This window comes from Chelatococcus sp. XZ-Ab1, assembly GCF_029309855.1.
GTDB lineage: Bacteria > Pseudomonadota > Alphaproteobacteria > Rhizobiales > Beijerinckiaceae > Chelatococcus_A > Chelatococcus_A sambhunathii.
Genome location: NZ_JARKII010000001.1, coordinates 434128 through 459885, shown reverse-complemented (window position 1 = coordinate 459885; position 25758 = coordinate 434128). Strand labels below are relative to the sequence as shown.

At 68.3% G+C, this 25758-nt stretch carries 21 protein-coding genes and 1 other RNA gene; 3 read left to right on the top strand and 19 right to left on the bottom strand.

Features of this window, described 5'->3' with window-relative positions:
- Window positions 1–14 precede the first annotated feature (14 nt).
- The 18 genes from ftsA to P2T65_RS02140 all read right to left on the bottom strand — a co-directional run bounded on the left by ftsA (window position 15) and on the right by P2T65_RS02140 (window position 19365).
- Window positions 15–1352, bottom strand: a complete 1338-nt coding sequence (gene ftsA / locus P2T65_RS02225; protein ID WP_055457458.1) for a cell division protein FtsA — start codon at window positions 1350–1352, stop codon at window positions 15–17.
- Entirely contained in the window at window positions 1349–2251 is a 903-nt protein-coding gene (locus tag P2T65_RS02220; RefSeq protein ID WP_096335274.1) for a cell division protein FtsQ/DivIB, read from the bottom strand. The genes ftsA and P2T65_RS02220 overlap by 4 nt, the downstream gene beginning before the upstream one ends.
- A 41-nt stretch (window positions 2252–2292) precedes the next feature.
- Window positions 2293–3216, bottom strand: coding sequence for a D-alanine--D-alanine ligase (locus P2T65_RS02215; RefSeq protein WP_055457460.1), 924 nt, complete (start codon window positions 3214–3216; stop codon window positions 2293–2295).
- Between the two features lie 74 nt (window positions 3217–3290).
- Window positions 3291–4208 carry a UDP-N-acetylmuramate dehydrogenase gene (gene murB / locus P2T65_RS02210; RefSeq protein ID WP_055457461.1) on the bottom strand — a complete coding sequence of 306 codons (918 nt, stop codon included), beginning with the start codon at window positions 4206–4208 and terminating at the stop codon, window positions 3291–3293.
- A gap of 40 nt (window positions 4209–4248) precedes the next feature.
- On the bottom strand, window positions 4249–5658 hold the full coding sequence (murC, locus tag P2T65_RS02205; RefSeq protein WP_276199112.1) for a UDP-N-acetylmuramate--L-alanine ligase: 1410 nt from the start codon (window positions 5656–5658) through the stop codon (window positions 4249–4251).
- A complete protein-coding gene (murG, locus tag P2T65_RS02200; RefSeq protein WP_276199111.1) occupies window positions 5655–6791 on the bottom strand; it encodes an undecaprenyldiphospho-muramoylpentapeptide beta-N-acetylglucosaminyltransferase in 1137 nt (378 codons plus the stop codon). The genes murC and murG overlap by 4 nt, the downstream gene beginning before the upstream one ends.
- Complete coding sequence (locus P2T65_RS02195; protein WP_055457464.1) at window positions 6788–7936, bottom strand: putative peptidoglycan glycosyltransferase FtsW; 1149 nt, start codon at window positions 7934–7936, stop codon at window positions 6788–6790. The genes murG and P2T65_RS02195 overlap by 4 nt, the downstream gene beginning before the upstream one ends.
- Window positions 7937–7939: 3 nt before the next feature.
- Window positions 7940–9355, bottom strand: a complete 1416-nt coding sequence (gene murD, locus P2T65_RS02190; RefSeq protein WP_276199110.1) for a UDP-N-acetylmuramoyl-L-alanine--D-glutamate ligase — start codon at window positions 9353–9355, stop codon at window positions 7940–7942.
- A 4-nt stretch (window positions 9356–9359) separates the two neighbouring features.
- Entirely contained in the window at window positions 9360–10466 is a 1107-nt protein-coding gene (mraY, locus tag P2T65_RS02185; protein ID WP_055457466.1) for a phospho-N-acetylmuramoyl-pentapeptide-transferase, read from the bottom strand.
- A gap of 17 nt (window positions 10467–10483) precedes the next feature.
- Window positions 10484–11917 carry a UDP-N-acetylmuramoylalanyl-D-glutamyl-2,6-diaminopimelate--D-alanyl-D-alanine ligase gene (locus P2T65_RS02180; protein WP_055457467.1) on the bottom strand — a complete coding sequence of 478 codons (1434 nt, stop codon included), beginning with the start codon at window positions 11915–11917 and terminating at the stop codon, window positions 10484–10486.
- Window positions 11914–13392 (bottom strand): UDP-N-acetylmuramoyl-L-alanyl-D-glutamate--2,6-diaminopimelate ligase, encoded by a 1479-nt coding sequence (locus P2T65_RS02175; protein WP_055457468.1) that lies wholly within the window; start codon window positions 13390–13392, stop codon window positions 11914–11916. Before P2T65_RS02175 ends, P2T65_RS02180 begins: the two co-directional genes overlap by 4 nt.
- Window positions 13389–15170, bottom strand: coding sequence for a penicillin-binding protein 2 (locus tag P2T65_RS02170; RefSeq protein WP_055457469.1), 1782 nt, complete (start codon window positions 15168–15170; stop codon window positions 13389–13391). Before P2T65_RS02170 ends, P2T65_RS02175 begins: the two co-directional genes overlap by 4 nt.
- Window positions 15170–15562, bottom strand: a complete 393-nt coding sequence (locus P2T65_RS02165; protein ID WP_019403413.1) for a hypothetical protein — start codon at window positions 15560–15562, stop codon at window positions 15170–15172. Before P2T65_RS02165 ends, P2T65_RS02170 begins: the two co-directional genes overlap by 1 nt.
- On the bottom strand, window positions 15559–16599 hold the full coding sequence (gene rsmH, locus P2T65_RS02160; RefSeq protein WP_276199109.1) for a 16S rRNA (cytosine(1402)-N(4))-methyltransferase RsmH: 1041 nt from the start codon (window positions 16597–16599) through the stop codon (window positions 15559–15561). Before rsmH ends, P2T65_RS02165 begins: the two co-directional genes overlap by 4 nt.
- Window positions 16599–17105: a division/cell wall cluster transcriptional repressor MraZ gene (mraZ, locus tag P2T65_RS02155; protein ID WP_055457471.1), complete on the bottom strand. Its 507-nt coding sequence runs from the start codon at window positions 17103–17105 to the stop codon at window positions 16599–16601. Before mraZ ends, rsmH begins: the two co-directional genes overlap by 1 nt.
- Window positions 17106–17610: 505 nt before the next feature.
- Window positions 17611–18009: RNase P RNA component class A (gene rnpB / locus P2T65_RS02150), an RNA gene on the bottom strand.
- Window positions 18010–18104: 95 nt separating this feature from the next.
- Window positions 18105–18797, bottom strand: coding sequence for a transglycosylase SLT domain-containing protein (locus tag P2T65_RS02145; protein ID WP_071924026.1), 693 nt, complete (start codon window positions 18795–18797; stop codon window positions 18105–18107).
- 124 nt (window positions 18798–18921) lie between these two features.
- A complete protein-coding gene (locus P2T65_RS02140; RefSeq protein ID WP_055457473.1) occupies window positions 18922–19365 on the bottom strand; it encodes a transglycosylase SLT domain-containing protein in 444 nt (147 codons plus the stop codon).
- A 440-nt stretch (window positions 19366–19805) separates the two neighbouring features.
- Here P2T65_RS02140 and P2T65_RS02135 point away from each other — a divergent pair, with 440 nt between their 5' ends.
- From P2T65_RS02135 to P2T65_RS02125, 3 genes are all read left to right on the top strand, one after another.
- The gene (locus P2T65_RS02135; RefSeq protein ID WP_055457474.1) at window positions 19806–20075 is read left to right on the top strand and encodes a hypothetical protein; all 270 of its coding nucleotides are present in this window, start codon (window positions 19806–19808) and stop codon (window positions 20073–20075) included.
- Window positions 20076–20261: 186 nt separating this feature from the next.
- Window positions 20262–21017 carry a DnaJ family molecular chaperone gene (locus tag P2T65_RS02130; RefSeq protein WP_055457475.1) on the top strand — a complete coding sequence of 252 codons (756 nt, stop codon included), beginning with the start codon at window positions 20262–20264 and terminating at the stop codon, window positions 21015–21017.
- The gene (locus tag P2T65_RS02125) at window positions 21014–21802 is read left to right on the top strand and encodes an N-acetylmuramoyl-L-alanine amidase (RefSeq protein ID WP_055457476.1); all 789 of its coding nucleotides are present in this window, start codon (window positions 21014–21016) and stop codon (window positions 21800–21802) included. The genes P2T65_RS02130 and P2T65_RS02125 overlap by 4 nt, the downstream gene beginning before the upstream one ends.
- Window positions 21803–21994: 192 nt before the next feature.
- On the opposite strand, the gene metH is transcribed toward P2T65_RS02125, so the two are convergent.
- Window positions 21995–25738, bottom strand: a complete 3744-nt coding sequence (gene metH / locus P2T65_RS02120) for a methionine synthase (protein ID WP_276199108.1) — start codon at window positions 25736–25738, stop codon at window positions 21995–21997.
- Window positions 25739–25758: the final 20 nt, after the last annotated feature.

The following is a 25758-nucleotide window of genomic DNA, read 5'->3' as shown; positions in this document are numbered from 1 at the left end:
GCGCCGCTCCAATCTCAGAAGCTCTCCCTGAACCAGCGTCCCATTCGGGACAGGTAACCATCCGTGCCTGTCGCGAGCATGGTCCGGGCCGCCTTGGGCTCGAAATGCTCGATATGGGCGACCTGCGGGTAGACCAGCAGACCGACCGCCGCCGCGAAGGCGGGTCCCTTCGCGGCTTCCGGCAGCCCCTTGATGCCGAGCGGCCGGCCGATGCGCACCTGGGCCGAGCCCTTCGGGCCAGCGAGGATGCGCCTGGCGACTTCCGGCAGGCCCGTCAATTGGGAAGCCCCGCCGGTCAGGATGACGCGCCGTCCGTCGGCCGGGGCAAAGCCCGCCGCCTTCAGCCGGTCGCGCACCAGCTCCAGGATTTCCTCGACACGCGGGCGGATGATCCGCACCAGGTGCGACTTCGGCATGTGGTTCGGCACGTCCCGCTCGCTCTCGTCGACGAGCGGCACGGAGATGATCTCGCGCTCGTCCGACGCGGAGGGGAGCGCACCGCCGTAGAGCGTCTTGAGGCGCTCGGCCGCAGCGAGGTGCGTCGACAGGCCCCGCGCCACGTCCATGGTGACATGATGGCCGCCGACCGCGACCGCGTCGGCATGGACGAGATGGCCGGCGAAGAACGCGCCGAAGCTCGTCGTGCCGCCGCCGAGGTCGACGACGAGCCCGCCCATCTCCGCCTCGTCGTCGACAAGCGTGGCGATACCCGCCGCATAGGGACTCGCTACGATGGCCTCGACGTCCAGATGGCAGCGCTCGACGGCCAGCATGAGGTTGCGTGCGGCGGAAGCTTCGCTCGTCACGACGCTGAGGTCGACGCCGAGATTCTCGCCAATCATGCCGACCGGGTCGAGCACGCCCTTCTGCCCGTCGAGCGCGTAGCCCGTCGGCAGGGCGTGCAACACGACGCGGCCCGGCTTCAGGCTGTGGGCGCTCGCGGCATCGAGCACACGGTGCACGTCCGCGCTCGTCACCGTGCCGCGCGTCGCGACATTGGCGGCGAAGCTTTGCGCCGCGAGCCGCCCGCCGGTCAGGTTGACGATGACCGACTGCACTTCGACCTTCGCCATCCGCTCGGCCGCGTCGACCGCTTGGCGGATCGCCTGCTCCGCGGCCTCGAGGTCGACGACGATGCCGCCCTTGAGGCCGAGCGAGCGCTGGTGGCCGATGCCGAGCACGCGCACCTGGTGGGTGCGGCGGCGCAGCACGTCGCTTTCGCTCGCCGGCAGCAGCTGGGCGATGAGGCAGACGACCTTGCTGGTACCGACGTCGAGCACGGACAGAAGCGTGCTCTTGCGGGCGGACAGGGGCTTCAGGCGCGGCGTCAGGCCATTGCGCAAGGAGCTCATATATCCGCCTCCCTGGCGCTCGTCGGCTTCTTCTTCGCCGCCTCGGCACGGGCGGCTGCGGCCTCGACGCCGAGCCGCATCACGACCCTGTCGGACTGGCGCATGTCGATGACGAGAATGTCCCGCTCCAGGATGCGGTCGCTCTCCTCGAGCTCCGCCAGCCGGGCGACCGCCGCCGTCGGGTTCGCCTCCGGCAGGCGAACCTCGAGGCCGTTGTCGAAAATGAGGTTCCAGCGCCGGCCGGCGATGAGCGAACCCGCCCTGATTCGCTCGCGCAGCGGACCGGCGGCGTCCAGGAGTTCGAGATAGTCGGCCGAGTGCACGTTGGCGCGGTCGCCGACGACGAGCGGCAGGCGCGTGTAGCGCGCATCGTTGAGGAAATCGATCACCGTTCCGTCGGCGGCCACGACGAAGACCTCTCCGTTGCGCTGCCAGAGAGCAAAGGGCTCCCGCTCGGTGATCGTGATGGCGAGCTCGTTCGGATAGAGCTTGCGCACCGAGGCCTCGCGGATCATCGGCACGGCCTCGAGGTTCTGGCGCACCGCGGCGGGATCGATGAAGAGCACCGAACTGTTCGGCGAAATGCCGCCCGCGGCGAGTATCTCCGCCGGCCTGAGCTCCGCGAGGCCGGATATGACGACCTGCCGGATGCCAAAGCCGAAGGCGCGGGCGACGGCGTCGCTCAGGGTGCCGTTCTCGGCCCTGAACCGGTCGACGTGCCCACCGGCGAAGGCGCCGTAGAGACCGATGCCGGCGAAAAGGGCGAGGGTGAGCGCGCTACCGAGCCCGCGCGGCAGCCGTCGGCGGCCGCCGACGCGGACGTAGCCGCGCCGGCGCCATCCCCGGAACAGCCGAAGGCGCGGCCATTCCGGCGCGGCAAACAGCGCGCCGGCGGGCATGGCCGCAGCGGCCGAGACAGCCCCGCGGGGGCTTCTCGTTCCTACCGGTCGCAGGAGGCGTCCTCCACCATCCATCGCATGAGCTCGCCGAATGAATACCCCGCATGCGCGGCCAGTTCGGGCACCAGGCTGGTCTCGGTCATGCCGGGCTGCGTGTTGACCTCGAGACAGACGAGCTTGCCAGATCCCTCTGGCCGGTCGTCGTACCGGAAGTCGGCGCGGGAGACGCCACGACAGCCGAGTGCTTGATGCGCCGTTAACGCCAACTCTTCGATCTGTTGGTAAATTTTTGGTTTAATTTTTGCCGGGAGGATGTGGATCGAGCCACCTTTCGCATATTTCGCATCATAGTCGTAAAAGGCGCCCGCCGCGGGCCGGATGTCTATGACACCCAAGGCTTTGCCGCCCATCACGGCACAGGTGAGCTCGCGCCCGGCAATGTACTCCTCGGCGAGCAGCCAGTCGGTGTGCGGCCAGTCGGGCCGCGTTAACTCTTGCGGCGGGTGCGAGCGCTCCTCGCGCACGATGATGACGCCGACCGACGAGCCCTCGTTGACCGGCTTCAACACGTAGGGCGGCGGCAGCACGTGGCGCTCGGCTGCCTCGCGCCGGTGCACCACGATGCCATGCGCCACCGGCACGCCGGCCGCTGCCATCACGAGCTTGGCCCTGGCCTTGTCCATGGCAAGCGCCGACGCGAGCACGCCGGAATGGGTATAGGGCAGGCGCATGATCTCGAGGATGCCCTGGATGGTGCCGTCCTCTCCCGGGCTGCCGTGCAGTGCGTTGAAGACCACGTCGGGCCTCAAGCGGTCGAGCACGGCCGCGATGTCGCGGCCCACGTCGATGCGCGTCACGCGGTAGCCCTCCGCCTCGAGGGCGTCGGCGCAGGCCTTGCCCGAGTTGAGGGACACTTCGCGCTCGGCGGACAGGCCGCCCATCAGCACCGCAACGTGTTTGGTCATGTTCCCGCATCCTTATCCAACGAGGTGCGGCACCGGCTCGCCAAAGGAGCGCCGGGCCGCGGGCCGGCGCGGCGTCAGGCCACGCCCACCCGCTTGATCTCCCACGCGAGCATCACGCCGGAGTGTGCCTGCACACGCCGACGAACTTCCTCACCGAGATTCTCGATCTCCGTCGCCGTGGCGCCACCGAGATTGACGAGGAAGTTGCAATGCATCTCCGACACCTGCGCCTGGCCGATCCTGAGCCCGCGGCAGCCGGCGGCGTCGACCAGCTGCCACGCCTTCGCCCCGTCGGGGTTCTTGAAGGTGGAACCGCCGGTGCGCGTGTTGACCGGCTGAGTGGCGGCCCGGGCTTCGGTGATCTCGTTCATGCGGGCGAGGATTTCCGCCGGATCGCCGGGCCGGCCCTCGAACAGCGCCTCGACGAAGACGAACTCCTCCGGCACGCCGGCATGGCGATAGGAGAACTGCATGTCCGCACAGGAGAGCACGTGTCGCCGGCCCTTCCGGTCGAGCGCCCGCGCCTCGACGAGCACGTCCTTGACCTCCCCGCCATAGGCGCCGCCGTTCATGCGCAAGGCCCCGCCGACGGCACCGGGAATGCCGCGCAGGAAGGCGAGCCCGTCGATGCCGGCCTCGGCGGCGGCCCGCGCCACCTTGACATCTGGCGCTCCCGCTCCGGCCCGCACCCGGTTGCCTCCCTCCACGCTCACCTCGGCGAAGGCCTTGCCGAGGCGCAGGACGACACCGGGCACCCCGCCGTCACGCACGAGGAGGTTCGAGCCGAGGCCGATGACGGTGAGCGGCACTCCCTCAGGGAGATTGGCCAGAAAGAGCGCCAGATCGTCCTCGTCCGCCGGCGTGAACAGCACTTGGGCCGGCCCGCCCGTGCGGAACCAGCTGAGCGGTGCAAGCGGCGCATTGGCCAGCAGCGCGCCACGCAAGCCCGGCATAGCGGCGGCAAGCTCGGCAGTGATGTCGGGAAAGCTCATGGCGTCGCCTCGTGCAGGTCGTGGACAAGGCGCTTCCCTGTCACGCGCCCTCCCCTGCTTCGAGTTCGCCGGGCAGGGCATAGGCCCAGTTGGTGATCGTGCCGGCGCCGAGACACACGACATAGTCGCCCGGTTTGACGAGGCGGCGCACGATAGCGGCGAGCGCCTGCGGCCCCTCAAGAGCGATCGCCTGGCGGTGGCCGCGGGCCTTGAGGCCGGCCACGAGATCGTCACGCTCGGCCCCCGCGATCGGCTGCTCGCCGGCGGCATAGACAGGGGCGACGATGACCGCGTCGGCATCGTTGAAGCAGGTGCAGAAGTCGTTGAACAGGGCCTTGAGCCGCGTGTAGCGATGCGGCTGCATGACCGCGATCACCTGCCCCTTCGTCGACGCGCGGGCGGCGCGCAGGACGGCGGCGATCTCCACCGGGTGGTGGCCGTAGTCGTCGAAGATGTTGACGCCGTTCCACTCGCCCGTGCGGGTGAAGCGCCGCTTGACGCCGCCGAAACCGGCGAGCGCTTGGCGGATCGCCTCCGGACTCATGCCCAGCTCGTGCGCGACGGCGATCGCCGCCGTGGCATTGAGCGCATTGTGGTGGCCGGGCATGGGCATGACGAGATCGGGGATCACCGTCTCCGCGCCCGTCTTGCGGTCGCGGATCAGCACCTTGAAGCGGCTCTTGCCGCCGTTGAGGTCGATGTCGATGAGGCGCACGTCCGCCTGCGGGTTCTCGCCATAGGTGATCACGCGCCGGTCCTCGATCTGGCCGACGAGGTCCTGCACCGTTGGGTGGTCGATGCACATCACCGCGAAGCCGTAGAACGGCAGGTTCTCGACGAAGGAGCGGAAGGCCGCCTTGATGGCGTCGAAGGTCTTGAAATGGTCGAGGTGCTCGGGGTCGATGTTGGTGACGATGGCGACATCAGCCGGCAGCTTGAGGAAGGTACCGTCGGACTCGTCCGCCTCCACCACCATCCAGTCACCGGCCCCGAGGCGGGCGTTGGTGCCATAGGCGTTGATGATGCCGCCGTTGATGACGGTCGGGTCGAAACCGCCGGCATCGAGCAGCGTCGCAACGATCGAGGTCGTCGTCGTCTTGCCGTGCGTGCCGGCGATCGCGACGCAGGTCTTGAGCCGCATCAGTTCGGCCAGCATCTCGGCCCTGCGCACCACCGGCAGGCGCTTTTCGCGCGCGGCAGCGAGCTCGGGATTATCGCGCTTGATGGCGGTGGACACGACGACGACTTCGGCATCGCCGAGGTTCTCGGTCGCATGCCCGATGGAAATGGATGCCCCCTTCTCGCGCAGGCGCTTCACATTGGCGTTGTCGCTCGCATCCGAGCCCTGCACCGTGTAGCCGAGGTTGAGGAGCACCTCGGCGATGCCCGACATGCCGATGCCGCCGATGCCGATGAAGTGGATGGGACCGAGCTCGCGCGGCAGCTTCATGGTGTCGTCTCCGTTTGCGAGGCTTGTTCTTGGGCGAGTTTGCCGATGCGTATGACGAGCGCGGCGAGACGCTCCGCCGCGTCGACGATGCCCGCGCTCTTGGCTGCTTCGGCCGCCCGCGTCAATGTCTCGGGCGCATCGAGGCGCGCCTCGATCTCCGCCGCGAGGCGGGCGGGCGTGAATTCGCCCTGCGCAATGACGCTGGCCGCGCCGATTGCCCCGAGGCTCGCGGCATTGGCCGCCTGGTCCTGGTCGAGCGCGCCGGGCAGCGGCACGAGGATGGACGGGCGGCCGATGACGGAAAGCTCGGCGACCGTGGAGGCGCCAGCGCGCGAGACCACAAGATGCGCCGCGGCCATGCGGCGCGGCAGGTCGTTGAAGAAGGGCTCGATCTCGCAGGAGACGCCGAGGCGCGCATAGATGCCGCGCACCCGCTCGAGATCCTCCGGCCGGGCCTGCTGCACGATGTGGAGGCGCGCGCGCGCCGCTTCGCCGAGCTGCTCGACCGCAACTGGCACCACGTCGCTCATCACCCGCGCGCCCTGGCTGCCGCCGAAGACGAGGAGCGACAGGCGCTCGCCGGCCGCAAGCGGCCGGAAGGGCGCGGTCGCCGCCTCGATGACGCTGGGGCGCACCGGGTTGCCGGTATGCGTCGTCTTGGCGCGCGCCGCCTCGCTCAGGCCCTTCACCGCGGCGAAGCCGGTGGCGATGGCCGTGACGCGGCCCATGAGGAAGCGGTTGGCGCGGCCGACGACGGCGTTCTGCTCGTGGATGACGCTCGGCACCATCGCCATGGTGGCGGCGAGCACCGGCGGCACCGTCGGATAGCCGCCGAAGCCGACGACGACGGCCGGCCGGCGCTCGCGCATCAGGCGGCGCGCCCGCCAGACGCCCCGCGCCAGCGTGACGAAGGACTGCACGGCGGCGAAGGGCGAGCGCCGCGACGGCGTTGCCGAAGGGATGACGAAACGCTCGCTGGCCGGGAAATGATGGGCATAGGCGGCCGCGCGCTCGTCGGTCGCGAGCGCCACCGCCACGCCGCGCCGGCCGAGCGCCGCCGCCAGCGCCTCGGCCGGGAAGAGATGGCCGCCGGTGCCGCCGGCGGCGAGGAGGACGAAGCCTTCCCTGCTCATCGCGTCTCGCCCCACCGGCGCGGCCCGGCATCGTAGATTTCGGCCCGCGGCCTGCGGCGCGTCAGGGCGATGAGGAAGCCCATGCCAATCGCCAGGGAGAACAGCGAGGAGCCGCCGTAGGAGATGAAGGGCAACGTCATGCCCTTGGCCGGCAGAAGATGCACGTTCACCATCATGTTGATGGAAGCCTGGATGCCGAAGAGCGTCGCAAGCCCCGTCACCGCGAGGCGGCAGAAGGGATCGTCGTCGCGCTGGGCGAGAACGAGGCTGCGGATGACGATGAAAGCGAACAGCAGCACGATGGCGATGCACACGACGATGCCGAATTCCTCCGCCGTGGCAGCGAAGATGAAGTCGGTGTGCGCATCGGGCAGGATGCGCTTGACCGTGCCCTCGCCCGGTCCCTTGCCCAGCCAGCCGCCCTGGGCGAAGGATTCCATCGCCATGTCGACCTGGAAGGTGTCGCCGACGTCATCGTTGAGGAAGCGCTCGATGCGGCCGCGCACGTGCGGGATGAACTCATAGGCGGCGACGAGCCCGGCAAGGCCCATGCCGCCGATGCCCGCCACCCAGAAGATGTGCAGCCCCGCCGCGAAGAACACCGCCGCCCATACCAGCGTCACGAGCATGGTCTGGCCGATGTCCGGCTGCAGGATGAGCGGCACGATGGTCGCGGGCAGGATGAGGATGGCGAAGATCGTCCCCGGCATGTCCCTGCGGCGCCCGCCTTCCGCAAAGAGCCACGCGATGAGCACGACGAAGGCCGGCTTCACGAATTCCGACGGCTGTACGGTGATGCCGGCAAGCGAAATCCAGCGGCGAGAGCCCTTGACCTCTGGGCCGACGTAGAGCGCCGCGACGATGAGCGCCATGCCGACGATGAAGACGAGGAGCGCGACGCGCCTCACCTGGCGTGGCGTCAGCAGCGACGTCGCGATGAGCATGAGGATGGCCGGCACCAGATAGAAGACCTGCCGGTTGACGAAGTGGAAGGTCGGCAGCCCGAGCCGCTCGGCCACCGGCGGCGCGCCGCCCATGAGGAAGACGATGCCCGCCACCATGAGCACGCCGAGCGCGCCGAGAGTGAAGCGATCGACCGTCCACCACCAGTCGGCGAGCACTGTCCGTTCTGCGCGCGACACCATGGCTCACTCCTTCGCGAAAGGCTCGAGGCCGGGCAGGGCCAGGACGAGATCGCGGAACCTGTCGCCGCGAACCTCGAAATTGCGGAACTGGTCATAGGAGGCACAGGCCGGTGACAAGAGCACCACCGGCTCGGCATGTTTGGAAATGGCCGCATCCTCCGCCGCCCGTGCCACGGCGACTTCGAGCGTGCCGCAGCGCTCATAGGGCACTCGGCCATCGAGCGTCGCCGCAAAATCATCGCTTGCCGCGCCGATCAGGTAGGCCCTGGCGATGCGCGGGAAGAGCGGGGCGAGCGGCGTGATGCCGCCCTCTTTGGCCTTGCCTCCCGCGATCCAGTGGATGCCGCCGTCGAAGGCGCAGAGCGCCTTTTCCGCAGCATCGGCATTGGTCGCCTTGGAATCGTTGACGAACAAGACCTTGCCGGCCCGTCCCACTTGCTCCATGCGGTGGGCGAGGCCGGGAAAGCGCGCGAGTCCCGCGCGGATGACGCCGAGATCGATCCCCGTCGCCATCGCAGCGGCTACGGCCGCCGCGGCATTCTGGGCATTGTGTGCCCCGCGCAGGGAGCCGATGCCGGTAAGGTCGATATGCGCAGCCACCGCAATGGCATCATCGGGGCCTGCCACCCGCAGCGTCAGGCCATGCGGCTCCCAGGACCAGCCCTCCTCTAGCCTGCGCTCAACCGAGATGGTCTCGAGCGGCCGGCCGAGCGCGACGCGCCGGCCCGCAATGGCGCGACAAAAGTCGTCGTCCACGCCGATCACGGCAAGCCCGGAGCCGGCGACGAGCCGCTCCTTGATGGCGGCGTAGTTCGCCATCGTGCCGTGACGGTCGAGATGATCGGGCGTGATGTTGAGAAGGATGCCGACGCTCGGTGCGAGCGAGGGCGCAAGGTCGATCTGGAAGGACGAGCACTCGACGACATAGGCGCGGCCGGCCTCGAAAGGCTTCAGCGCCAGCACCGGCGTGCCGATGTTTCCGCCCATTTGCACGTCGAGCCCGCCGACCTTGAGGAGGTGGGCGACGAGCGCCGTCGTCGTCGACTTGCCGTTGGTGCCGGTGACGGCGATGAACGGCGCCTCCGGCATGTGCCTCGCCCGTTCGCGGCAGAAGAGCTCGACGTCGCCGATGATCTCAATGCCGGCCGCACGCGCGAGCGGCACCGTCCAGTGCGGCTCGGGATGGGTCAAGGGTACGCCCGGCGAGAGCACGAGCGCGGCGACGCCGTCCCAGGCGATGTCGTGCAGGTTCTCGACGGCGATGCCCCTCGCGGCCGCGGTGACGCGCGCCATCTCCCCGTCGTCGTAGGCGACGACGTCGGCGCCGCCCGCCACCAGCGCCTCGGCCGTGGCGAGCCCCGAGCCGCCGAGCCCGAAGAGCGCGACCCGCCTGCCGGCGAAGGAGGTGACGGGGATCATCGCCTCACCTCAGCTTCAAGGTCGAGAGGCCGACGAGCGCGAGCACCACCGAGATGATCCAGAAGCGGATCACAACTTGCGGCTCCGTCCAGCCGAGCTGCTCGAAGTGATGGTGGATCGGCGCCATCTTGAAGACGCGCTTGCCCGTGAGCTTGAAGGACGCGACCTGGATGATCACCGACAACGCCTCCACGACGAAGAGGCCGCCGACGATGGCAAGCACGATCTCGTGCTTGGTCGCGACCGCGATTGTGCCGAGAAGGCCGCCGAGGGCAAGCGAGCCCGTGTCGCCCATGAAGATCTGCGCCGGCGGGGCGTTGAACCACAGAAAGCCGATGCCCGCCCCCATTACCGCACCGCAGATGACGGCGAGTTCGCCCGTGCCCGGCACGAAATTGATCTGCAGGTAGTTCGAGAAGATGGCGTTGCCGACGAGATAGGCGATGAAGCCGAAGGTCGCGGCCGCGATCATGACCGGCACGATGGCGAGGCCATCGAGCCCGTCGGTGAGATTCACCGCGTTGCCGGCGGCAACGATGACGAAGACACCGAAGGCGATGAAGAACCAGCCGAGGTCGAGGAGCAGGTCCTTGAAGAAGGGGATGGCGACGGAGGTGGCGAGAGCGTCCCGCGTCGGCGGCAGATCCCCCCGCGCCACGAGGACGATGGCGATGCAGGCGATGCCGGCGATCAGCGCCTCGATGGCGAGACGCGAGCGGCCGGAAAACCCCTTGTGGGACTGCTTCGTGACCTTGAGATAGTCGTCGTAGAAGCCGATGGCGCCGAAGCCGAGCGTCACCAGCAGCACGATCCAGACGTAGGGATTGGCGAGATTGGCCCACAGCAGGGTGGAGACGACGAGCCCGGACAGGATCATCAGGCCGCCCATGGTGGGCGTGCCCTTCTTCGTCAGGAGGTGCGACTGCGGCCCGTCCTCGCGGATCGGCTGGCCCTTGCCCTGCTTGATGCGCAGGGCCGCGATGATGGCCGGGCCAAACATGAATACGAAGAACAGCGCCGTCGCCGTCGCGGCGCCCGTACGGAAGGTGATGTACCGGAAGACGTTGAGCCCGGGGATGATGTCGCTGAATTCGGCGAGCCAGACGAACATGCTCTTGTCTTCTCCGCTTACATGTCCGCTTCGGCTCGCGCCGCTTCACGGGGGTAGCGATCCTTGAGGGTGGCGACGATGCGCGAGACGTAGGTGCTCTTGGAGCCCTTGACCATGACGACGTCGCCGCCGCGCAGCGCGCCGACGAGTTCCGGCTCAAGCTCCGCGGGTGTCTGCGCATAGCGCCCGCGCATCTCCTGCGGAAGGGCCTGCCACAGGTTTTTCATCAGCGGACCGCACGCGAAGACGAGACTGACGCCGCTTTGCGCCACGAACTCGCCGAGAGCGCGGTGCAGCGCCGGGCCGTCCGGCCCGAGCTCCAGCATGTCGGCGAGAACCGCGATGCGCCGGCCGCGCAGCCCCGCGTCCGCCTCGGCGAGTGTCTCGACGGCCGCCCGCATGGAGGCGGGGTTGGCATTGAAACTCTCGTCGACGAGCGTGATGGTGCCGCCCGGTCCCTTCATCAACGTACGCTCGCCGCGGCCAGCGATCGGCTGAAGCTCGCCGAGGCCGAGTCCGGCGAGGGCGATGTCGGCCCCAAGCGCCTTGACAGCCGCCATGACGGCAAGGCTGTTGAGCGCGACGTGCCGGCCCGGGCTGCCGAGCCGGTAGGTGATGGCCTCGCCGAAGACCCGGGCCTCGACGATCGTCATGTCGGACTTGAGAAGGATGCGCTCGGCCCGGACATCCGCCCCCTCGTGCTCGCCGAAGGAGACGATGCGGCCGGCGGGAGACGCCGCCGCATGCAGCTTCAGCCGCTCGAAATGGGGATTGTCGCGGTTGATGATAGCCGTGCCGCCGGGCTCGATGCCGGAGAAGATCTCGCCCTTGGCATCGGCGATGGCTTCGACTGAGGGAAAGAATTCGAGATGCACGGGCCCGACGGTGGTGATGATGGCGACGTGCGGGCGCACCAGCGCCACGAGCGCGGCGATCTCGCCGGGCGCGTTCATGCCGATCTCGAAGATGCCGTAGGCGCTGTCGCGCGGCATCCGCATCAGCGTCAGCGGCACGCCCCAGTGGTTGTTGTAGGAGGCGACGGCCGCATGCGTCCTGCCCTGCTTGCCGAGGGCGAGGCGCAACGCCTCCTTGGTGCCGGTCTTGCCGACGGATCCCGTGACAGCGACGACCTGCGCCTTCGTGCGCGCGCGCGCCGCTCGCGCAGCCGCGCCCATGGCGGCAAGCACGTCGGGCACCACCAGCAGCGGCCCGAGATGCGACAGGGCATCGAAATGCGCCTCGTCGACGAGCGCCGCTGCCGCGCCCTTGGCGAGCGCATCGGCGACAAATTCGTGCCCGTCGCGGCTGCCGGCGAGCGCGCAGAAAAGATCGCCCGGCGCGAGCGTGCGCGTGTCGATCGACACGCCGGAGATGGTATCGGCCAGGCCGCCGTGCGCCCGGGCTCCGAGCGCGCCGAGGATTTCGAGGCCTGTCCAGAGGGCGTTGTTCATCGTTCAAGGTCCGCAACGGCCGCGAGCACGGCCTCGTGATCGGAAAACGGTATGGTCGTTGACCCGACGATCTGGCCCGTTTCATGGCCTTTTCCGGCGACGACGAGAACATCCCCAGGTCCGAGCTCGGCAACCGCCGTGCGGATCGCCTCGGCGCGGTCGCCGATCTCGCGCGCATTGGGGGCCGCAGCGAGGATGGCGGCACGGATCGCCGCGGGGTTCTCGGAGCGTGGATTGTCGTCGGTGACGATGACGACGTCCGCCTTCTCGCTGGCGATGGCACCCATCATCGGCCGCTTGCCCGGGTCGCGGTCGCCGCCCGCACCGACGACGACGAAGAGCCGCCCGGTGGCATAGGGCCGCAGCGCATCGAGCACATGGGCGAGCGCATCGGGCTTGTGCGCATAGTCGACGACGACGAGCGCGCCGTTGACCTCTGCCACCCGCTCAAGGCGCCCCTTGACGCCGGCAATGCCGGCAAGCCCGTGGATGATGTCCTCCATCGCGCAGCCGGCCGCGAGGGCGAGCCCGGCCGCGACGACGGCATTTGCCGCCTGGAAGTCGCCCGCGAGCGGCAGCAGCACCTCGTGGAAATGGCCTTCATGCGCCAGCTTGAGCCGCTGCGAGAAGCCCTCGCGCGCAACATCGGCGATAGCGATGTCGCGGCCGGCCCGGCCGACGCTGATGAGGTCGAGCCCCCGCGCCTCGGCAATCGTCTCGATCCGCGCGGCCTCCGGCGCGTCGGCATTGACCACGGCGATCGCCCCTTCGGGCAGGAGGCGCTCGAACAGCCGGAGCTTGGCCGTGAGATAGGCCTCGACGGTCGGGTGATAGTCGAGGTGGTCACGGCCGAGATTGGTGAAAGCGGCGGCCGCGAGGCGCACACCATCGAGCCGCCGCTGGTCGAGCCCGTGCGAGGACGCCTCCATGGCAAGGTGCGTCACCCCCTCGCCGGCGAGACGATCGAGCGTCCGGTGCAGGGCGATCGGATCCGGCGTGGTCAGGGAGCCGTAGTGGGCACCCGACGGCGCGACCACGCCGATGGTGCCGAGGCTCGCGGCCTCGTGGCCGCAGGCCGCGAAGAGCTGGCGCGTGAATTCGGCGACGGAGCTTTTGCCGCTCGTGCCCGTGACGGCGACGATCGTGGCTGGTTGGCGGGGAAAGACCCGTGCTGCGGCCAGCGCCAGCGCCCGGCGGGCGTCGATGACCGAGCCGAAAATCACCTCCCGCGGAAAGTCCTCTGGCCGACCTCCCTCCGCCACCACGGCGGCGGCGCCGCGCGCCAGCGCATCCGTTATATAGCGCCGGCCGTCCTCGCGCGCGCCCGCGAGCGCGACGAAGACGTCGCCCGGCTGCACCTTGCGGGAATCGAAGGCAAGGCCTCGCACGCGCACGGTTGCATGGAGCGTGCCGGCGAAGGCATCGGGCAGAATTTCGCCGAGTGCAAAGCCGTCCGTGCGGGCAGCGTCCGTCATTGGATACCCCAGGCACCAGCCTGCGCCATGGCCGGGAATGGCCGGTACGGCTTCTCGAACCGCGGCGGCAGGCCGAGCAGCGGCGCGACGCGCTCGATCACCTTGCCGGTCGTCACGCCTGCATTCCAGGCGGCGGTGGAATAGCCGTAGGTCTCCGGCAGGCCCTGCGGCTCGTCGTACAGCACCACGAAAAGATACTTCGGGTCGTCCGCCGGCGCGATGGCCATGAAGGTGGTGAAGTTCTTGTTGCGGTCGTAGCGGCCGTTGATGACCTTTTCGGCGGTGCCGGTCTTGCCGCCTACGTAGTAGCCGCGCACCGCCGCCTTGCGGGCGGAGCCGCGCTCGGCGTTGAGCCGCATGATATAGCGCATGGCCTCGCTGGTCTTGGGGCTCACCACCTGACGGGCGCCCGCGAGCGCCTCCTCTTCGTTACGCTTGAGGAAGGTCGGCGTGATGAAATAGCCGCCGTTGACCAGCGCCGCCGTGCCCGCCGCTGCCTGGATCGGCGCCACAGCAAGGCCGTGGCCGTAGGAAATGGTGATGGTGTTGAGCTCACCCCAGCGCGGGGGAAGGATCGGCTCCGCGCTCTCCGGCAGTTCCGTACGCAGGCGTTCGAGTTGGCCGAACTTCCTGAGCGTCGCCTTGTGGCCCTCGACGCCGACAGTCAGAGCCATCTTGGCCGTGCCGATGTTGGACGAGTGGATGAAGATCTCCGGCACGCTGAGGATTCGGTTCTGGCCGTGATAGTCGCGGATTGTGAAGCGGCCGTAGCGCATGACGCCGCGGGCGTCGAAGGTGGAGTTGATGTTGACCTTGCCGGAATCGAGCGCCATCGCCGTGGTGATGGCCTTAAAGGTCGAGCCCATCTCGTAGACGCCGACATTGATGCGGTTGATCCGGTCGGGATCGAGCGCCTCGACGGGATTGTTCGGGTCGAAATCCGGCAGGGAGGCGAGTGCGACGACCTCGCCCGTCTTGACATCGAGGATGAGCCCGGCAGTGGCCTTGGCCTTGAACTTCTCCATGCCCTTGACGAGTTCGTCTCGCAGCGCGTGCGTCGCCCGCAGGTCGATCGAGAGCTTGATGGGCTCGAGGTCGGTCGCCTGGGTCGCAAAGCCCGCTCCGGCCAGCGCCCGCAGGCCGAGGCCATCGATGTATTTCTCGATGCCGGCGATGCCCTCGTTGTCGACATTGGCGAAGCCGAGTACGTGCGCGGCGATCGGCCCGTTCGGATAGACGCGCTTGTTCTCGGTGAGGAAGCCGACACCGGGAATGCCGAGGCGGTGCACTTCGGCCTGCTGGCGCGGCGTGATCTCGCGCTTGACCCAGACGAAGCCGCGCCGTGTGCCGAGCTTCTCGCGCAGTTCCCGGGCGTTGAGGTCCGGCAGCACCGCCGTCAGCAGCTCTGTCGCCTCGTCCTTGTCAATGATGTTGCGCGGCTCGGCATAGACCGACACGGTTTTCACGTCGGTGGCGAGCAGGATGCCGTTGCGGTCGACGATGTCAGGCCGAACGATGGAAATTTCGGCCGAGGCGCGACGCAGGTCGCCCGGTGCATCCGGCGCCACCGCCAGCATGACGAGCCGGCCGGCGATGACGGCAAACAAGCCGGCGAAGGCGAGCGTCACGACGCCGACCCTCGCCTGCGACTTCTCCGCCCTGAGGCTGAAGACACCCGCGATAAAGCGGCGCAGGCGCGCCGCCCGTGTCTCGGTGGAGGAGCTCACGAGGGGCTTCTGATGCGGAGCGGTCGGATCCGTGTCGTGCATGGCATCCATCACCGGCTGGAGGTCGAAGGCGTGCGCGCGTCGGCATCGCCGGCGCCGGGGGTCGCGGTCGGCGCCGAGAGGCCGAGATCTTCGAGCTTGCGCCCGATGGCATCGACCTGCGCCTTGCGCTCCGGCACATCCTGCAGGCGCACGATTTGCTGCACCTGGAGTGGCTGCAGATCGAGATGACTGGCGGCAAGCGCCTGCACGCGGTCCGGCCGGCTAAGCAATTGCCATTCCGCGCGCATCACGGCAATCGCATCCTTTTCGCGCTGTACCTGAGCCTTGAGCTTGGCCACCTGCTCCGACAGGTAGATGGTGTCGTACTTGATCGAATAGGCGTAGCCCGCCGAGGCGACGAGCGCACCGATGGCGGCGATGTGCAGAAACCGGACAATCATCGCCCGCCCCTCCGTTTCGGTGCCGGCAGGCGCGCGAGCAGCGCAAGCGCCTCGTCCTCGCCCTGCGCCGGTGCTCCCGTCCGTTCCCCCGCGCGCAGCTTGGCCGAGCGGGCGCGCGGGTTCGCGGCCACCTCGGACGCCCCGGGCACGACGGCACCGCGCGCCACGAGCGTGAAGGACGGCTCCGGCCTGGCGAGCCCCGGCACGTGCCGCGAGCCGCCGCCGGCGCGGCCGCTGCGCCGCGCCAGGAACTGCTTGACGATGCGGTCTTCCAGCGAATGAAAGGTGACGACAACGAGCCGGCCGCCCGGTTTCAGGATGCGCTCGGCCGCGACGAGCGCGCGCACAAGTTCACCGAGTTCGTCGTTGACGGCGATCCTGAGCGCCTGGAAGGTCCGCATCGCCGGGTGCGGGCCATGGGGATCGGCCCTGACGACGCCGGCGACGAGTTCGGCGAGCCGGCGCGTTGTCTCGATGGGCGCGCCTGTGCGCGCCGCGACGATGGCCCGCGCCACGGCGCGGGAGCGCCGCTCCTCGCCGTAATGATAGATGATGTCGGCGAGCACCTGCTCGTCGGCCGTGTTGACGATGTCCGCCGCGCTCTCCCCGCTCTGCTCCATGCGCATGTCGAGAGGGCCGTCGAACCGGAAGGAGAAGCCCCGCCCGGCCTCGTCGAGCTGCATGGAGGAGACGCCGATGTCGAGGACAACGCCGTCGGCCGGCGCAAAGCCGGCGTTCTCGGCCAGCTTGTCGAGCTCGCCGAAACGGCCATGGGCGAGCACGAGCCGCCCGCCGCTGGCCGCCACGAGATCGGCCCCGCCGGCAATGGCGTCGGGATCACGGTCGATGCCGAGAACGCGAACGTCGGGTGCCGCCGCCAGAAGGGCGCGTGTATAGCCCCCCGCCCCGAAGGTGCCGTCGACATAGGCGCCGCCGCCGCGCGGCGAAAGATGCGCCAGCACCTCCCCCAGGAGCACGGGAACATGACGGGCCGGTCCGCCAGCGGCGTCGGCCGAGCCGTCGCCGCGGCCCGTCATCACTCCCGTGCTCCGGGAGGCATGCCGCCCGGCCTCGATGCGAGAGGCGTGGCCAACCCCCTCGCCGCGCCGAGCGACTTCTTGAGATCCCGGACCTTGGCGCGCGCCTCTTCGAGATGCGCACGGAAGCGCTCCGGCTCCCAAAGCTGAAACTTGTGCCCATGGCCCACGAAGGTGACCATATCGGCCAGACCCGCATGCTCCCGGAGCGTGTCGGTGAGGATCACGCGCCCCTCCGGATCGACCTTGAGCACCTCGCTGGTGCCCAAGAGTGCGGTCGAGAGATGGTCGCGCTCCTCCGAATAGGGCGAAAGCGTCGACAGAAGCCCGTCGATCTCCGCCAGCAATGCGTTGCCACCCGCATCGAGCGCCGGCGCATCGAGCGCCGGATGAACGTAGAGACCCTCGAAACCGTCCCGTGCCAGCACGGCCCGGAACGACGCGGGGATCGACACACGCCCCTTCGCGTCCACCCGGTTCGTGAAATTGGACACGAAGCGGTCCATGGCCCCCTGCCCTTGCGGCACCGTTCGCTTCCACCGGAGCTGCAGCCGCCCCGCCGCACTCCAACCCGCCGCCACCGCTGAATCCGATCGGCCGCGAGCCCCGCACCGCCCTGGCGCCGGCCCCGCGAAGCTCGAAACAGACGTCCAGCGACGGGATGATTTGGGATAGCATGGGAAATTATGGTCGTCAACGGAATCGGACGCCTCGACGGTAAGCGTCGAAGCAGCCACGATGACAGCGCGACATGGTTAACGAAGGGTTTCGGGCGCCCGGATGCCACCGCCTCAGCCCGCGAATTTTCGCAAACGGGGCAACGGCTTCCGCAAGATGAGGCACGCGACGGCAAAGCCGGCAGCCACGCCAGCGACAAGTGCAGATACGGCAAAGGGTCAGCAGCCGTTGCCCGGCGCCCATGCGCGCGGCGCGCCGTCGGACAGCCACGCGGCAACAGCCGGGATGTACTGCCGGCGCCATCCGATGCCGTTGATCGATTGAGAGGAAAGAAGTGCCAGTCGGCCTGTAAGCCGGGTTCTGTATGGCCCGGGTCGCCCCGGACGTGACGGCCATTCATCTGGGACGGTCGTTGCCGACCGCCTCGAGCAACCAACCCGGACGACCGGCCTGGAAACCGGCCCGGACGCTTGCGCGCCCCGTCGTCCCTATTCGGTTTTGCTCCCGGTGGGGTTTGCCGTGCCGCCGACGTTACCGCCGACGCGGTGCGCTCTTACCGCACCCTTTCACCCTTGCCCTTCTCCACCGGGGCTTCGAAGGGCGGTTTGCTTTCTGTGGCACTGTCCCTGGGGTCGCCCCCGCCGGACGTTATCCGGCACCGTGTTTCCTCGGAGCCCGGACTTTCCTCCGCACACGGGTCACCCCGCCTGCGGCGGCCGTCCGGCCGACTGGCGCACCCGGCATATGGGATGGCGCCCGCCGGGGTCAAGCGTCACGCGCAAGACACCCGGCGGAATACATCGCGAGAGCGCAGGACAGGCGAGCGATCAGGATTCCTGCGAGCCGAGGCTCGCGACGATCGTGCGCACCTTGGAGCAATAGGCGCGGTTCGCGCCATTCATGCGCTTGGCGTAATGGCCGCTCTGATAACGCATCACCGTGGCGCAGGTGTCGCCGCCCGACATCTGGTAGGCCTGGGCGAGATACTTCACCGCATAGCGCAGGTTGGTGTCCGGATCATAGAGCCCGGCCGCCGACCCGCCGTAGCCGAGGCCGCGGGCAGTCTGGTGCTTGATCTGCATCAGGCCGTAGGCGCCGCCGTTGTAGGCACGCGGATTGTAGCGGCTCTCGACCCGCACGACCGCATCGACGAGAGCGAAAGGCAGACCATGCGCCTTGGCGTGCTTGGCGATGAGGTCACGGTACCGCTCGCGGCTCGCATGGACATAGCCCAGCGCGCGCCCGTTCTTGACTACCTTGCCGCGCTCGGCCTCAACCGGCGCCTTGTCCCGCGCAGCTTCGGCCCGGGCGACCGCGGCCTCGTGCGAGCGCGCACGCGCCTTGACAGTCTTCCGGGCAGCTTCGCGCGAAGGCTCCGACGCAGTCTGCTCGATCTTCGTGATGTCCGTGCGCGGCTGGAACAGAACCTCGTACTGGTCGGACTGATCGGCCAGAGCCGGCGCGGCGGCAACGATGAGGATGGAAGAAACGCCGAAAACGGCGGAACGCAAACTCTTCAAAACGCGTACTCCTTGACCCTTACACACACAAAAGGACATCCCGTCCGGGGCAGGCACCCCGGCCACGCTTCACTCGGCACTGTTTCGGGATACGTCCGTTACCGGCTCGTCCTGCTGTTTCTCCTCAAGATCGAGCCGCCAACAGGGGTCGCACCCTGGCGCAATAGCGCCGCGCGGCAGTCGTCATCGACCGGGCGCGATGGCCGGCCTGATAACGCAGGATCGTGCCGCAGGTGTCCCCGCCCGCGAGGCGATAGGCCTCGGCGAGATAGCGAATTCCGAAGGTCAGATTGGTCTCGGGGTCGAACAGTCCCTCGCGGGCACCGCCGTAGCCATAGGCCCGCGCCGTAGCGAAACTGATCTGCGTGAGCCCCAGGTTGCTGCCGTTGCGCGCCTCGGGATTGTAGTTGCTCTCAAGCCGGACGACGGCATCGGCAAGATCGGCCGGGACACCTCGCTCGACCGCGTGGCGGGCGATCAGCGCGCGAATGCGGTCGCGGCCAGCCGGCGCTGGCAGGGCCCGCGCGACCTTGCGCCCGCCGACGCCCGTCGGACGCGGAACCGGCATGACAGACCCGGCAACGGCCTCACCCGCCGTCCCCGCTGCGTCACCTCCCGTTTGGGCACAGGCCGAGGCCGACATCGCCAGCGCGACGCAACAGACCGCCAGTCGTCCCACCATGATGGCCCCCATCCCTGAGGCAACAGCCATTGAATAGATGGACGACTTCACCCAAGAATGAGGCACATATCGGGCAATGTCAGGGAATTTGAATGTTAAAGTAAACCATATACACCATTCACGAGTCATGAATTGCTGAATACATGGATATGATATACTATTATTTGCTATAATAAGAAATTATCAACAGGAAATCATGCGCACACACGGCGAACAAAGAAACCGCCGCGTGGCGAGCAGAAATTGTCGTGGCAGCCTACCGCGCGTAAAATGGCATTCTTGGCTGCGCCGCCAGACGGCGAGCCCAGTGGAACAGGAGCAAAATCATGAAGCGTCATCTCAGGCAGGGTGCCGTACTTGGGCTGATGGCGCTCGGCCTCGCAGCCTGCAACACACCGGAGGAACGGGCGGTCGGCGGCGCGCTGATCGGCGGCGCGGCTGGTGCGGCCATTGGCGGCGTGGCGACCGGCGACGTCGGCGGAGCGCTCGTCGGCGGCGCTATCGGTGCCGCCGGAGGTGCCGTGGTCGGCGCAGCCACCGCTCCGCGCTGCGACTACTATTACTATCGCGGTCGCCGCTATCGCGAGTGCTACTGAAGGTCTGCGCGCGGCCCTGCCCGGCCGCGCGCACTTTCCCGTCGCTTCAGCGCCTTGCCAAGGCCCTCACGCCTCGCTAGCTCTCTCGTGCCTTTGCTGATGAGACCGGCGTCGAGCCATTGGGGCGCGAAACGGACGTGCGGGCGCGGCATCGGAGCGGCAAGAGCAGGGAAGCGGTCTCGACCCATGTGGGGCAAACTCGGCTGGGGCAAGCTCGGCGGCGCCAGCATCGGCCTGGCTATCGGCGGCCCCCTCGGCGCGCTGCTCGGCGCTCTTGCAGGCCATCTCCTCATCGACGACGCCAATGCGCTGTTCCGGCCGCCGCCGCGGCAGGTGGTGTTCACGACCGGACTCGTGGCGCTCGCCGCCAAGATGGCGAAGGCGGACGGCGTCGTCACGGGCGCCGAGATCCGCGCCTTTCACGCCATCATCGAAGCGCCGGCCGAGGAATTTGCCCAGATCGCCCGCCTCTTCAACCTCGCCAAGGCGACCACGGCCGGCTTCGAGGCCTATGCCCGCCAGTTGGCCACGCTGCTTGCCGACGAGCCGGCGCTGCTCGAAGACGTGCTCGACGGCCTCTTCCTCATCGCCGCCGCCGACGGCGCCCTGCACGATGACGAACTTGCCTATCTCGCGACCGTCGCCCGCATCTTCGGCCTGAGCGAAGCGGACTTCGCGCGCATCGAGGCCCGCCACGTGCACCGCACGGACGATCCCTATGTCATCCTCGGCGCGGACCGCGGCATGAGCGACGCGGAGCTGCGCCGTCTCTACCGCCGGCGCATCGCCGAGAGCCATCCCGACCGGGAGATCGCCCGCGGCCTGCCGCCCGAGGCCGTGCGCATCGCCACCGACCGCACCGCCGCCCTCAACGCCGCCTGGGACGAGATCGTGCGCCAGCGCCGGATAAACGAGAAAGAGTCCGCGAAGGTCACGTCATGAGCGAGCAGCCCAAACCCGACAGCCCCGTCGCCGCCAAGGTCTTCCCCTCCCCGAACCACGGCGAGCGCTTGGGCGCGGACGGCACGCCGCGCCGTCCCGACATGCTGGTACTACACTACACCGGCATGCCCGATGCGGGCGACGCGCTGCAGCGCCTGTGCAACCCCGCGGCCGAGGTCTCGGCGCATTATTTCGTCTTCGAGAACGGCCGCGTGCTGCAGCTCGTCCCGGAGGGACGCCGGGCCTGGCACGCGGGCAGGGCGTCATGGGCCGGCGAGCGCGACATCAACTCGGCCTCGATCGGTATCGAGATCGCCAATCCTGGCCACGAAGGCGGCCTGCCGCCCTACCCTGCGGCGCAAATCGCCGCCGTCATCGCACTGAGCCGCGACATCGTCTCCCGCTGGGCGATCCCGGCGGATCGCGTGCTCGGCCATTCCGACGTGGCGCCCGAGCGCAAGCTGGACCCCGGTGAACTTTTCCCCTGGGAGGAGCTCAATCGCGCTGGCATCGGCCATTTCGTGCGCCCGGCCCCGGTGCGCGGCGGGCGCTTCCTCAGCCCCGGCGAGAGCGGCCAGCCGGTCGAGGCGCTGCAGGCGATGCTCGCCATGTACGGCTACGACATTGCGCTCACCGGCCGCTACGACGAGGCGACCACCGCCGTCGTCGCCGCCTTCCAGCGCCATTTCCGCCCCGAGCGCATCGACGGCATCGCCGATGCGTCGACCATCACGACCCTGCGCGATCTCATCGCCAGCCGGCCGGCGGCAACCGTAATCGTGTGAGTGGGCATGCGAAATAGCTGCCGGTAGCACAAGACCCACACGGCGTTGGTGCTTCCAGGCTGCCCCTTTCCGTCGTCATGGCCGGGCTCGTCCCGGCCATCCACGCCTTTGAGGTTGCGCGACATGTCAAGGCGTGGATGCCCGCGACAAGCGCGGGCATGACGACGAGGAGCGATGCTTCTGGTCTGCTGATTACTCCGCCGCCTGGCGCGCGTAGGTCGCCGGGTCGTAGTTGAGGATAGGCGCGAGCCAGCGTTCCACCTCGGCGATCTCCATGCCCTTGCGCAGGGCATAATCCTCCACCTGGTCGCGCTCCACCTTGGCGACGCCGAAGTAGAAGGCATCCGGATGGGCGATGTAGAGTCCGGAAACGGATGAGCCCGGCCACATGGCGAAGCTCTCGGTCAGCTTCACGCCGATGCGTCGCTCCGCCTCGAGCAGGCGGAAAAGCGTGCCCTTTTCCGTGTGATCCGGCTGGGCCGGATAGCCCGGCGCCGGGCGGATACCTGCATATTCCTCCCGGATGAGGGCCTCGTTGTCGAGCGCCTCGTCCGGGGCATACGCCCAGAACTCCTTGCGCACACGCTGGTGCATGCGCTCGGCGAACGCCTCCGCGATGCGGTCGGCAAGCGCCTTGACCATGATGGAGGCATAATCATCGTTGGCCCGCTCGAAGCGCCGGGCGATGCGCTCTTCCTCGATTCCCGCCGTCACCACGAAGCCGCCGACATAGTCGGGCTTCACCCCTTCGGGTGCGACGAAATCGGCGAGCGCCACATTGGGCCGTCCGTCACGCCGCGCGAGCTGCTGGCGCAGCGTGAAGAAGGTGGCGAGCTTCTCCTGCCGGCTCTCGCCTGTATAGAGCGCGATGTCGTCGCCGATGGCATTCGCCGGCCAGAAGCCGATGACCGCCTTCGGGTTGAACCAGCGCTCCTCGACGATGCGCTTCAGCATTGCCTGCGCATCTTCGTAGAGCTGGCGCGCCGCCGCGCCCTGCTCCTCGTCCTCGAGGATCGCAGGGAAGCGGCCCTTCAGTTCCCAGGTCTGGAAGAAGGGCGTCCAGTCGATGCAGCGGACGAGTTCCCCGACGTCGTAGGAGCGGAACACGCGCGTGCCGAGGAAGGTCGGCTTCGGCGGCGCATAGCCCGCCCAGTCGATCTTGACCGCATTGGCGCGGGCCTTCTCCAGCGGCACCCGCTGCTTGTCGGCCTCGCTGCGCGCGTGGGCATTGGCGACCTTGGCATATTCGCCGCGCACCGTCTCGATATAGGGGCCGCGCTGCTCGGCGGACAGAAGGGCCGAGACGACGCCGACGGCGCGGCTCGCGTCGTTGACGTGCACCGCCTGCCCACGGGCATAGTTGGGGTGGATCTTCACCGCCGTGTGCACGCGGCTGGTCGTCGCGCCGCCGATGAGGAGCGGGATGTCGAAGCCCTCGCGCTCCATCTCCGAGGCGACGAAGCACATCTCGTCGAGCGACGGCGTGATGAGGCCGGAGAGGCCGATGATGTCGACCTTCTCCTTGCGCGCGGTGTCGAGGATCTTCTGGGCCGGCACCATGACGCCGAGGTCGATGACCTCGTAGTTGTTGCACTGCAGGACGACGCCGACGATGTTCTTGCCGATGTCGTGCACGTCGCCCTTCACCGTCGCCATCAGCACCTTGCCGGCGGCCGGCCGGTCGGTGATGCCCTCGGCCTCCTTCTCCTGTTCCATGTAGGGCATGAGATAGGCGACCGCCTGCTTCATGACGCGGGCGGACTTCACTACCTGCGGCAGGAACATCTTGCCCGCGCCGAAGAGGTCGCCGACGACGTTCATGCCGGCCATCAACGGGCCTTCGATGACGTGCAGCGGCCGCGCGGCGGCAAGGCGCGCCTCTTCGACATCCTCCTCGATATAGTCCGTGATACCGTTGACGAGCGCGTGCTCCAGCCGCTTGTCGACCGGCCAGGTACGCCAGGTGAGGTCCTGCTCCTTGGCCTGCTTGCCCTTGCCCTTGAAATTCTCGGCGAGCGCCAGCAGCCGTTCGGTCGCATCCTTGCGGCGATTGAGGACAACGTCCTCGCAGGCCTCGCGCAACTCCGGCTCGATCTCGTCATAGACGGCGAGCTGGCCGGCGTTGACGATGCCCATGTCCATCCCCGCCCCGATGGCGTGGTAGAGGAAGACGGCGTGCATCGCCTCGCGTACGGGCTCGTTGCCGCGAAAGGAGAAGGAGAGGTTCGAGACGCCGCCCGAGACATGCGCGTGCGGCAGGCTCTCACGGATGCGGCGCGTGGCGTTGATGAAATCGACGCCGTAATTGTCGTGCTCCTCAATGCCCGTCGCTACGGCGAAGATGTTGGGATCGAAGATGATATCCTCAGGCGGGAAGCCAACCGTCTCGGTCAGCAGCCGGTAGGCCCGTGTGCAGATCTCGACCTTGCGGTCTTCCGTGTCGGCCTGGCCCGTCTCGTCGAAGGCCATGACGACCACGGCTGCGCCGAAAGCCCGGCAGGTGCGCGCCTCGGCGAGAAACTTCTCCTCGCCCTCCTTGAGCGAGATGGAGTTGACGATAGCCTTGCCCTGCACGGATTTGAGGCCGGCCTCGATCACCTCGAACTTCGAGGAATCGATCATCACCGGCACCCGGGCGATGTCGGGCTCGGCGGCGATGAGGTTCAGGAACTCGACCATGGCCTTCCGGCTGTCGAGCAGGCCCTCGTCCATATTGACGTCGATGACCTGGGCGCCATTCGCCACCTGGTCGCGCGCGACGTCCAGCGCCGCGGCGTAGTCGCCGGCCGTGATCAGCTTGCGGAACCGAGCCGAGCCGGTGACGTTCGTGCGCTCGCCGACATTGACGAAGGGAATGTCGGGCGTGAGCACGAAGGGCTCGAGCCCGGCAAGACGCATGCGCGGCGCGATCTCGGGGATGGCACGCGGGGCCTTGCCGTCGACCGCCTCGGCGATCGCCCGGATATGCGCCGGCGTCGAGCCGCAGCAGCCGCCGACGAGGTTGACGAGGCCGGCCTCGGCGAATTCCGCGATCATCGCCGCCATCGCTTCCGGGCTCTCGTCGTAGAGGCCGAATTCGTTGGGCAGGCCGGCGTTCGGATAGGCGCAGACGAAGGTGTCCGCGACCTTGCCGATTTCCTGGATGTGGGCGCGCATCTCGCGCGCACCGAGGGCACAGTTGAGGCCGACCGAGAAGGGCTCGGCATGGCGCACCGAATGCCAGAAGGCCTCCGGCGTCTGGCCGGAGAGCGTGCGACCGGACAGGTCCGTGATCGTGCCCGAGACCATGACAGGCAGATCGACACCTTTCTCGGCGAAGACGCGTTTGGCTGCGACGATGGCCGCCTTGGCGTTGAGCGTGTCGAAGATGGTCTCGATGAGGATGATGTCCGAGCCGCCGTCGACGAGGCCCCGCATCTGTTCGGCATAGGCGTCGCACACCTCGTCGAAGGTGACGGCCCGGAAGCCGGGGTTGTTGACGTCGGGCGAAATGGAGAGCGTGCGGTTGGTCGGCCCGACAGCGCCGGCGACGAAGCGGCGCCGTCCGTCCTCCGCCTCGGCGATGCGGGCTGCCGAGCGGGCAAGGCGCGCGCCTTCGACGTTGAGTTCGTAGACGATCGCCTCCAGCGCGTAGTCCGCCTGGGCGATCGAGGTGCCCGAAAAGGTGTTCGTCTCGACGATATCGGCCCCGGCCCGAAAATAGGCGAGGTGCACGTCGCGTACCGCGTCCGGCTGGGTGAGGATGAGGAGGTCGTTGTTGCCCCGCAACTCCCGGTTGTGGCCGCGGAAACGGTCGCCGCGAAAGTCCTCCTCCGAGAACCTGTAGGCCTGCAGCTCGGTGCCCATGGCGCCGTCGAGCACGAGGATGCGCTGGCGCGCGGCTTCGGTGAGGGCCTTGCGCACCTCGGCGCCATCGGCGGGGCGAACGTCTGTCATGTCACAACGACCTTTGAATG

Bases quoted from the DNA above. Each gene is read 5' to 3' on its own strand.
- ftsA (WP_055457458.1), bottom strand. From the start codon at position 1,352: ATGAGCTCCTTGCGCAATGGCCTGACGCCGCGCCTGAAGCCCCTGTCC.
- P2T65_RS02220 (WP_096335274.1), bottom strand. From the start codon at position 2,251: ATGCCCGCCGGCGCGCTGTTTGCCGCGCCGGAATGGCCGCGCCTTCGG.
- P2T65_RS02215 (WP_055457460.1), bottom strand. From the start codon at position 3,216: ATGACCAAACACGTTGCGGTGCTGATGGGCGGCCTGTCCGCCGAGCGC.
- murB (WP_055457461.1), bottom strand. From the start codon at position 4,208: ATGAGCTTTCCCGACATCACTGCCGAGCTTGCCGCCGCTATGCCGGGC.
- murC (WP_276199112.1), bottom strand. From the start codon at position 5,658: ATGAAGCTGCCGCGCGAGCTCGGTCCCATCCACTTCATCGGCATCGGC.
- murG (WP_276199111.1), bottom strand. From the start codon at position 6,791: ATGAGCAGGGAAGGCTTCGTCCTCCTCGCCGCCGGCGGCACCGGCGGC.
- P2T65_RS02195 (WP_055457464.1), bottom strand. From the start codon at position 7,936: ATGGTGTCGCGCGCAGAACGGACAGTGCTCGCCGACTGGTGGTGGACG.
- murD (WP_276199110.1), bottom strand. From the start codon at position 9,355: ATGATCCCCGTCACCTCCTTCGCCGGCAGGCGGGTCGCGCTCTTCGGG.
- mraY (WP_055457466.1), bottom strand. From the start codon at position 10,466: ATGTTCGTCTGGCTCGCCGAATTCAGCGACATCATCCCCGGGCTCAAC.
- P2T65_RS02180 (WP_055457467.1), bottom strand. From the start codon at position 11,917: ATGAACAACGCCCTCTGGACAGGCCTCGAAATCCTCGGCGCGCTCGGA.
- P2T65_RS02175 (WP_055457468.1), bottom strand. From the start codon at position 13,392: ATGACGGACGCTGCCCGCACGGACGGCTTTGCACTCGGCGAAATTCTG.
- P2T65_RS02170 (WP_055457469.1), bottom strand. From the start codon at position 15,170: ATGGATGCCATGCACGACACGGATCCGACCGCTCCGCATCAGAAGCCC.
- P2T65_RS02165 (WP_019403413.1), bottom strand. From the start codon at position 15,562: ATGATTGTCCGGTTTCTGCACATCGCCGCCATCGGTGCGCTCGTCGCC.
- rsmH (WP_276199109.1), bottom strand. From the start codon at position 16,599: ATGACGGGCCGCGGCGACGGCTCGGCCGACGCCGCTGGCGGACCGGCC.
- mraZ (WP_055457471.1), bottom strand. From the start codon at position 17,105: ATGGACCGCTTCGTGTCCAATTTCACGAACCGGGTGGACGCGAAGGGG.
- P2T65_RS02140 (WP_055457473.1), bottom strand. From the start codon at position 19,365: ATGCCGGTTCCGCGTCCGACGGGCGTCGGCGGGCGCAAGGTCGCGCGG.
- P2T65_RS02135 (WP_055457474.1), top strand. From the start codon at position 19,806: ATGAAGCGTCATCTCAGGCAGGGTGCCGTACTTGGGCTGATGGCGCTC.
- P2T65_RS02130 (WP_055457475.1), top strand. From the start codon at position 20,262: ATGTGGGGCAAACTCGGCTGGGGCAAGCTCGGCGGCGCCAGCATCGGC.
- P2T65_RS02125 (WP_055457476.1), top strand. From the start codon at position 21,014: ATGAGCGAGCAGCCCAAACCCGACAGCCCCGTCGCCGCCAAGGTCTTC.
- metH (WP_276199108.1), bottom strand. From the start codon at position 25,738: ATGACAGACGTTCGCCCCGCCGATGGCGCCGAGGTGCGCAAGGCCCTC.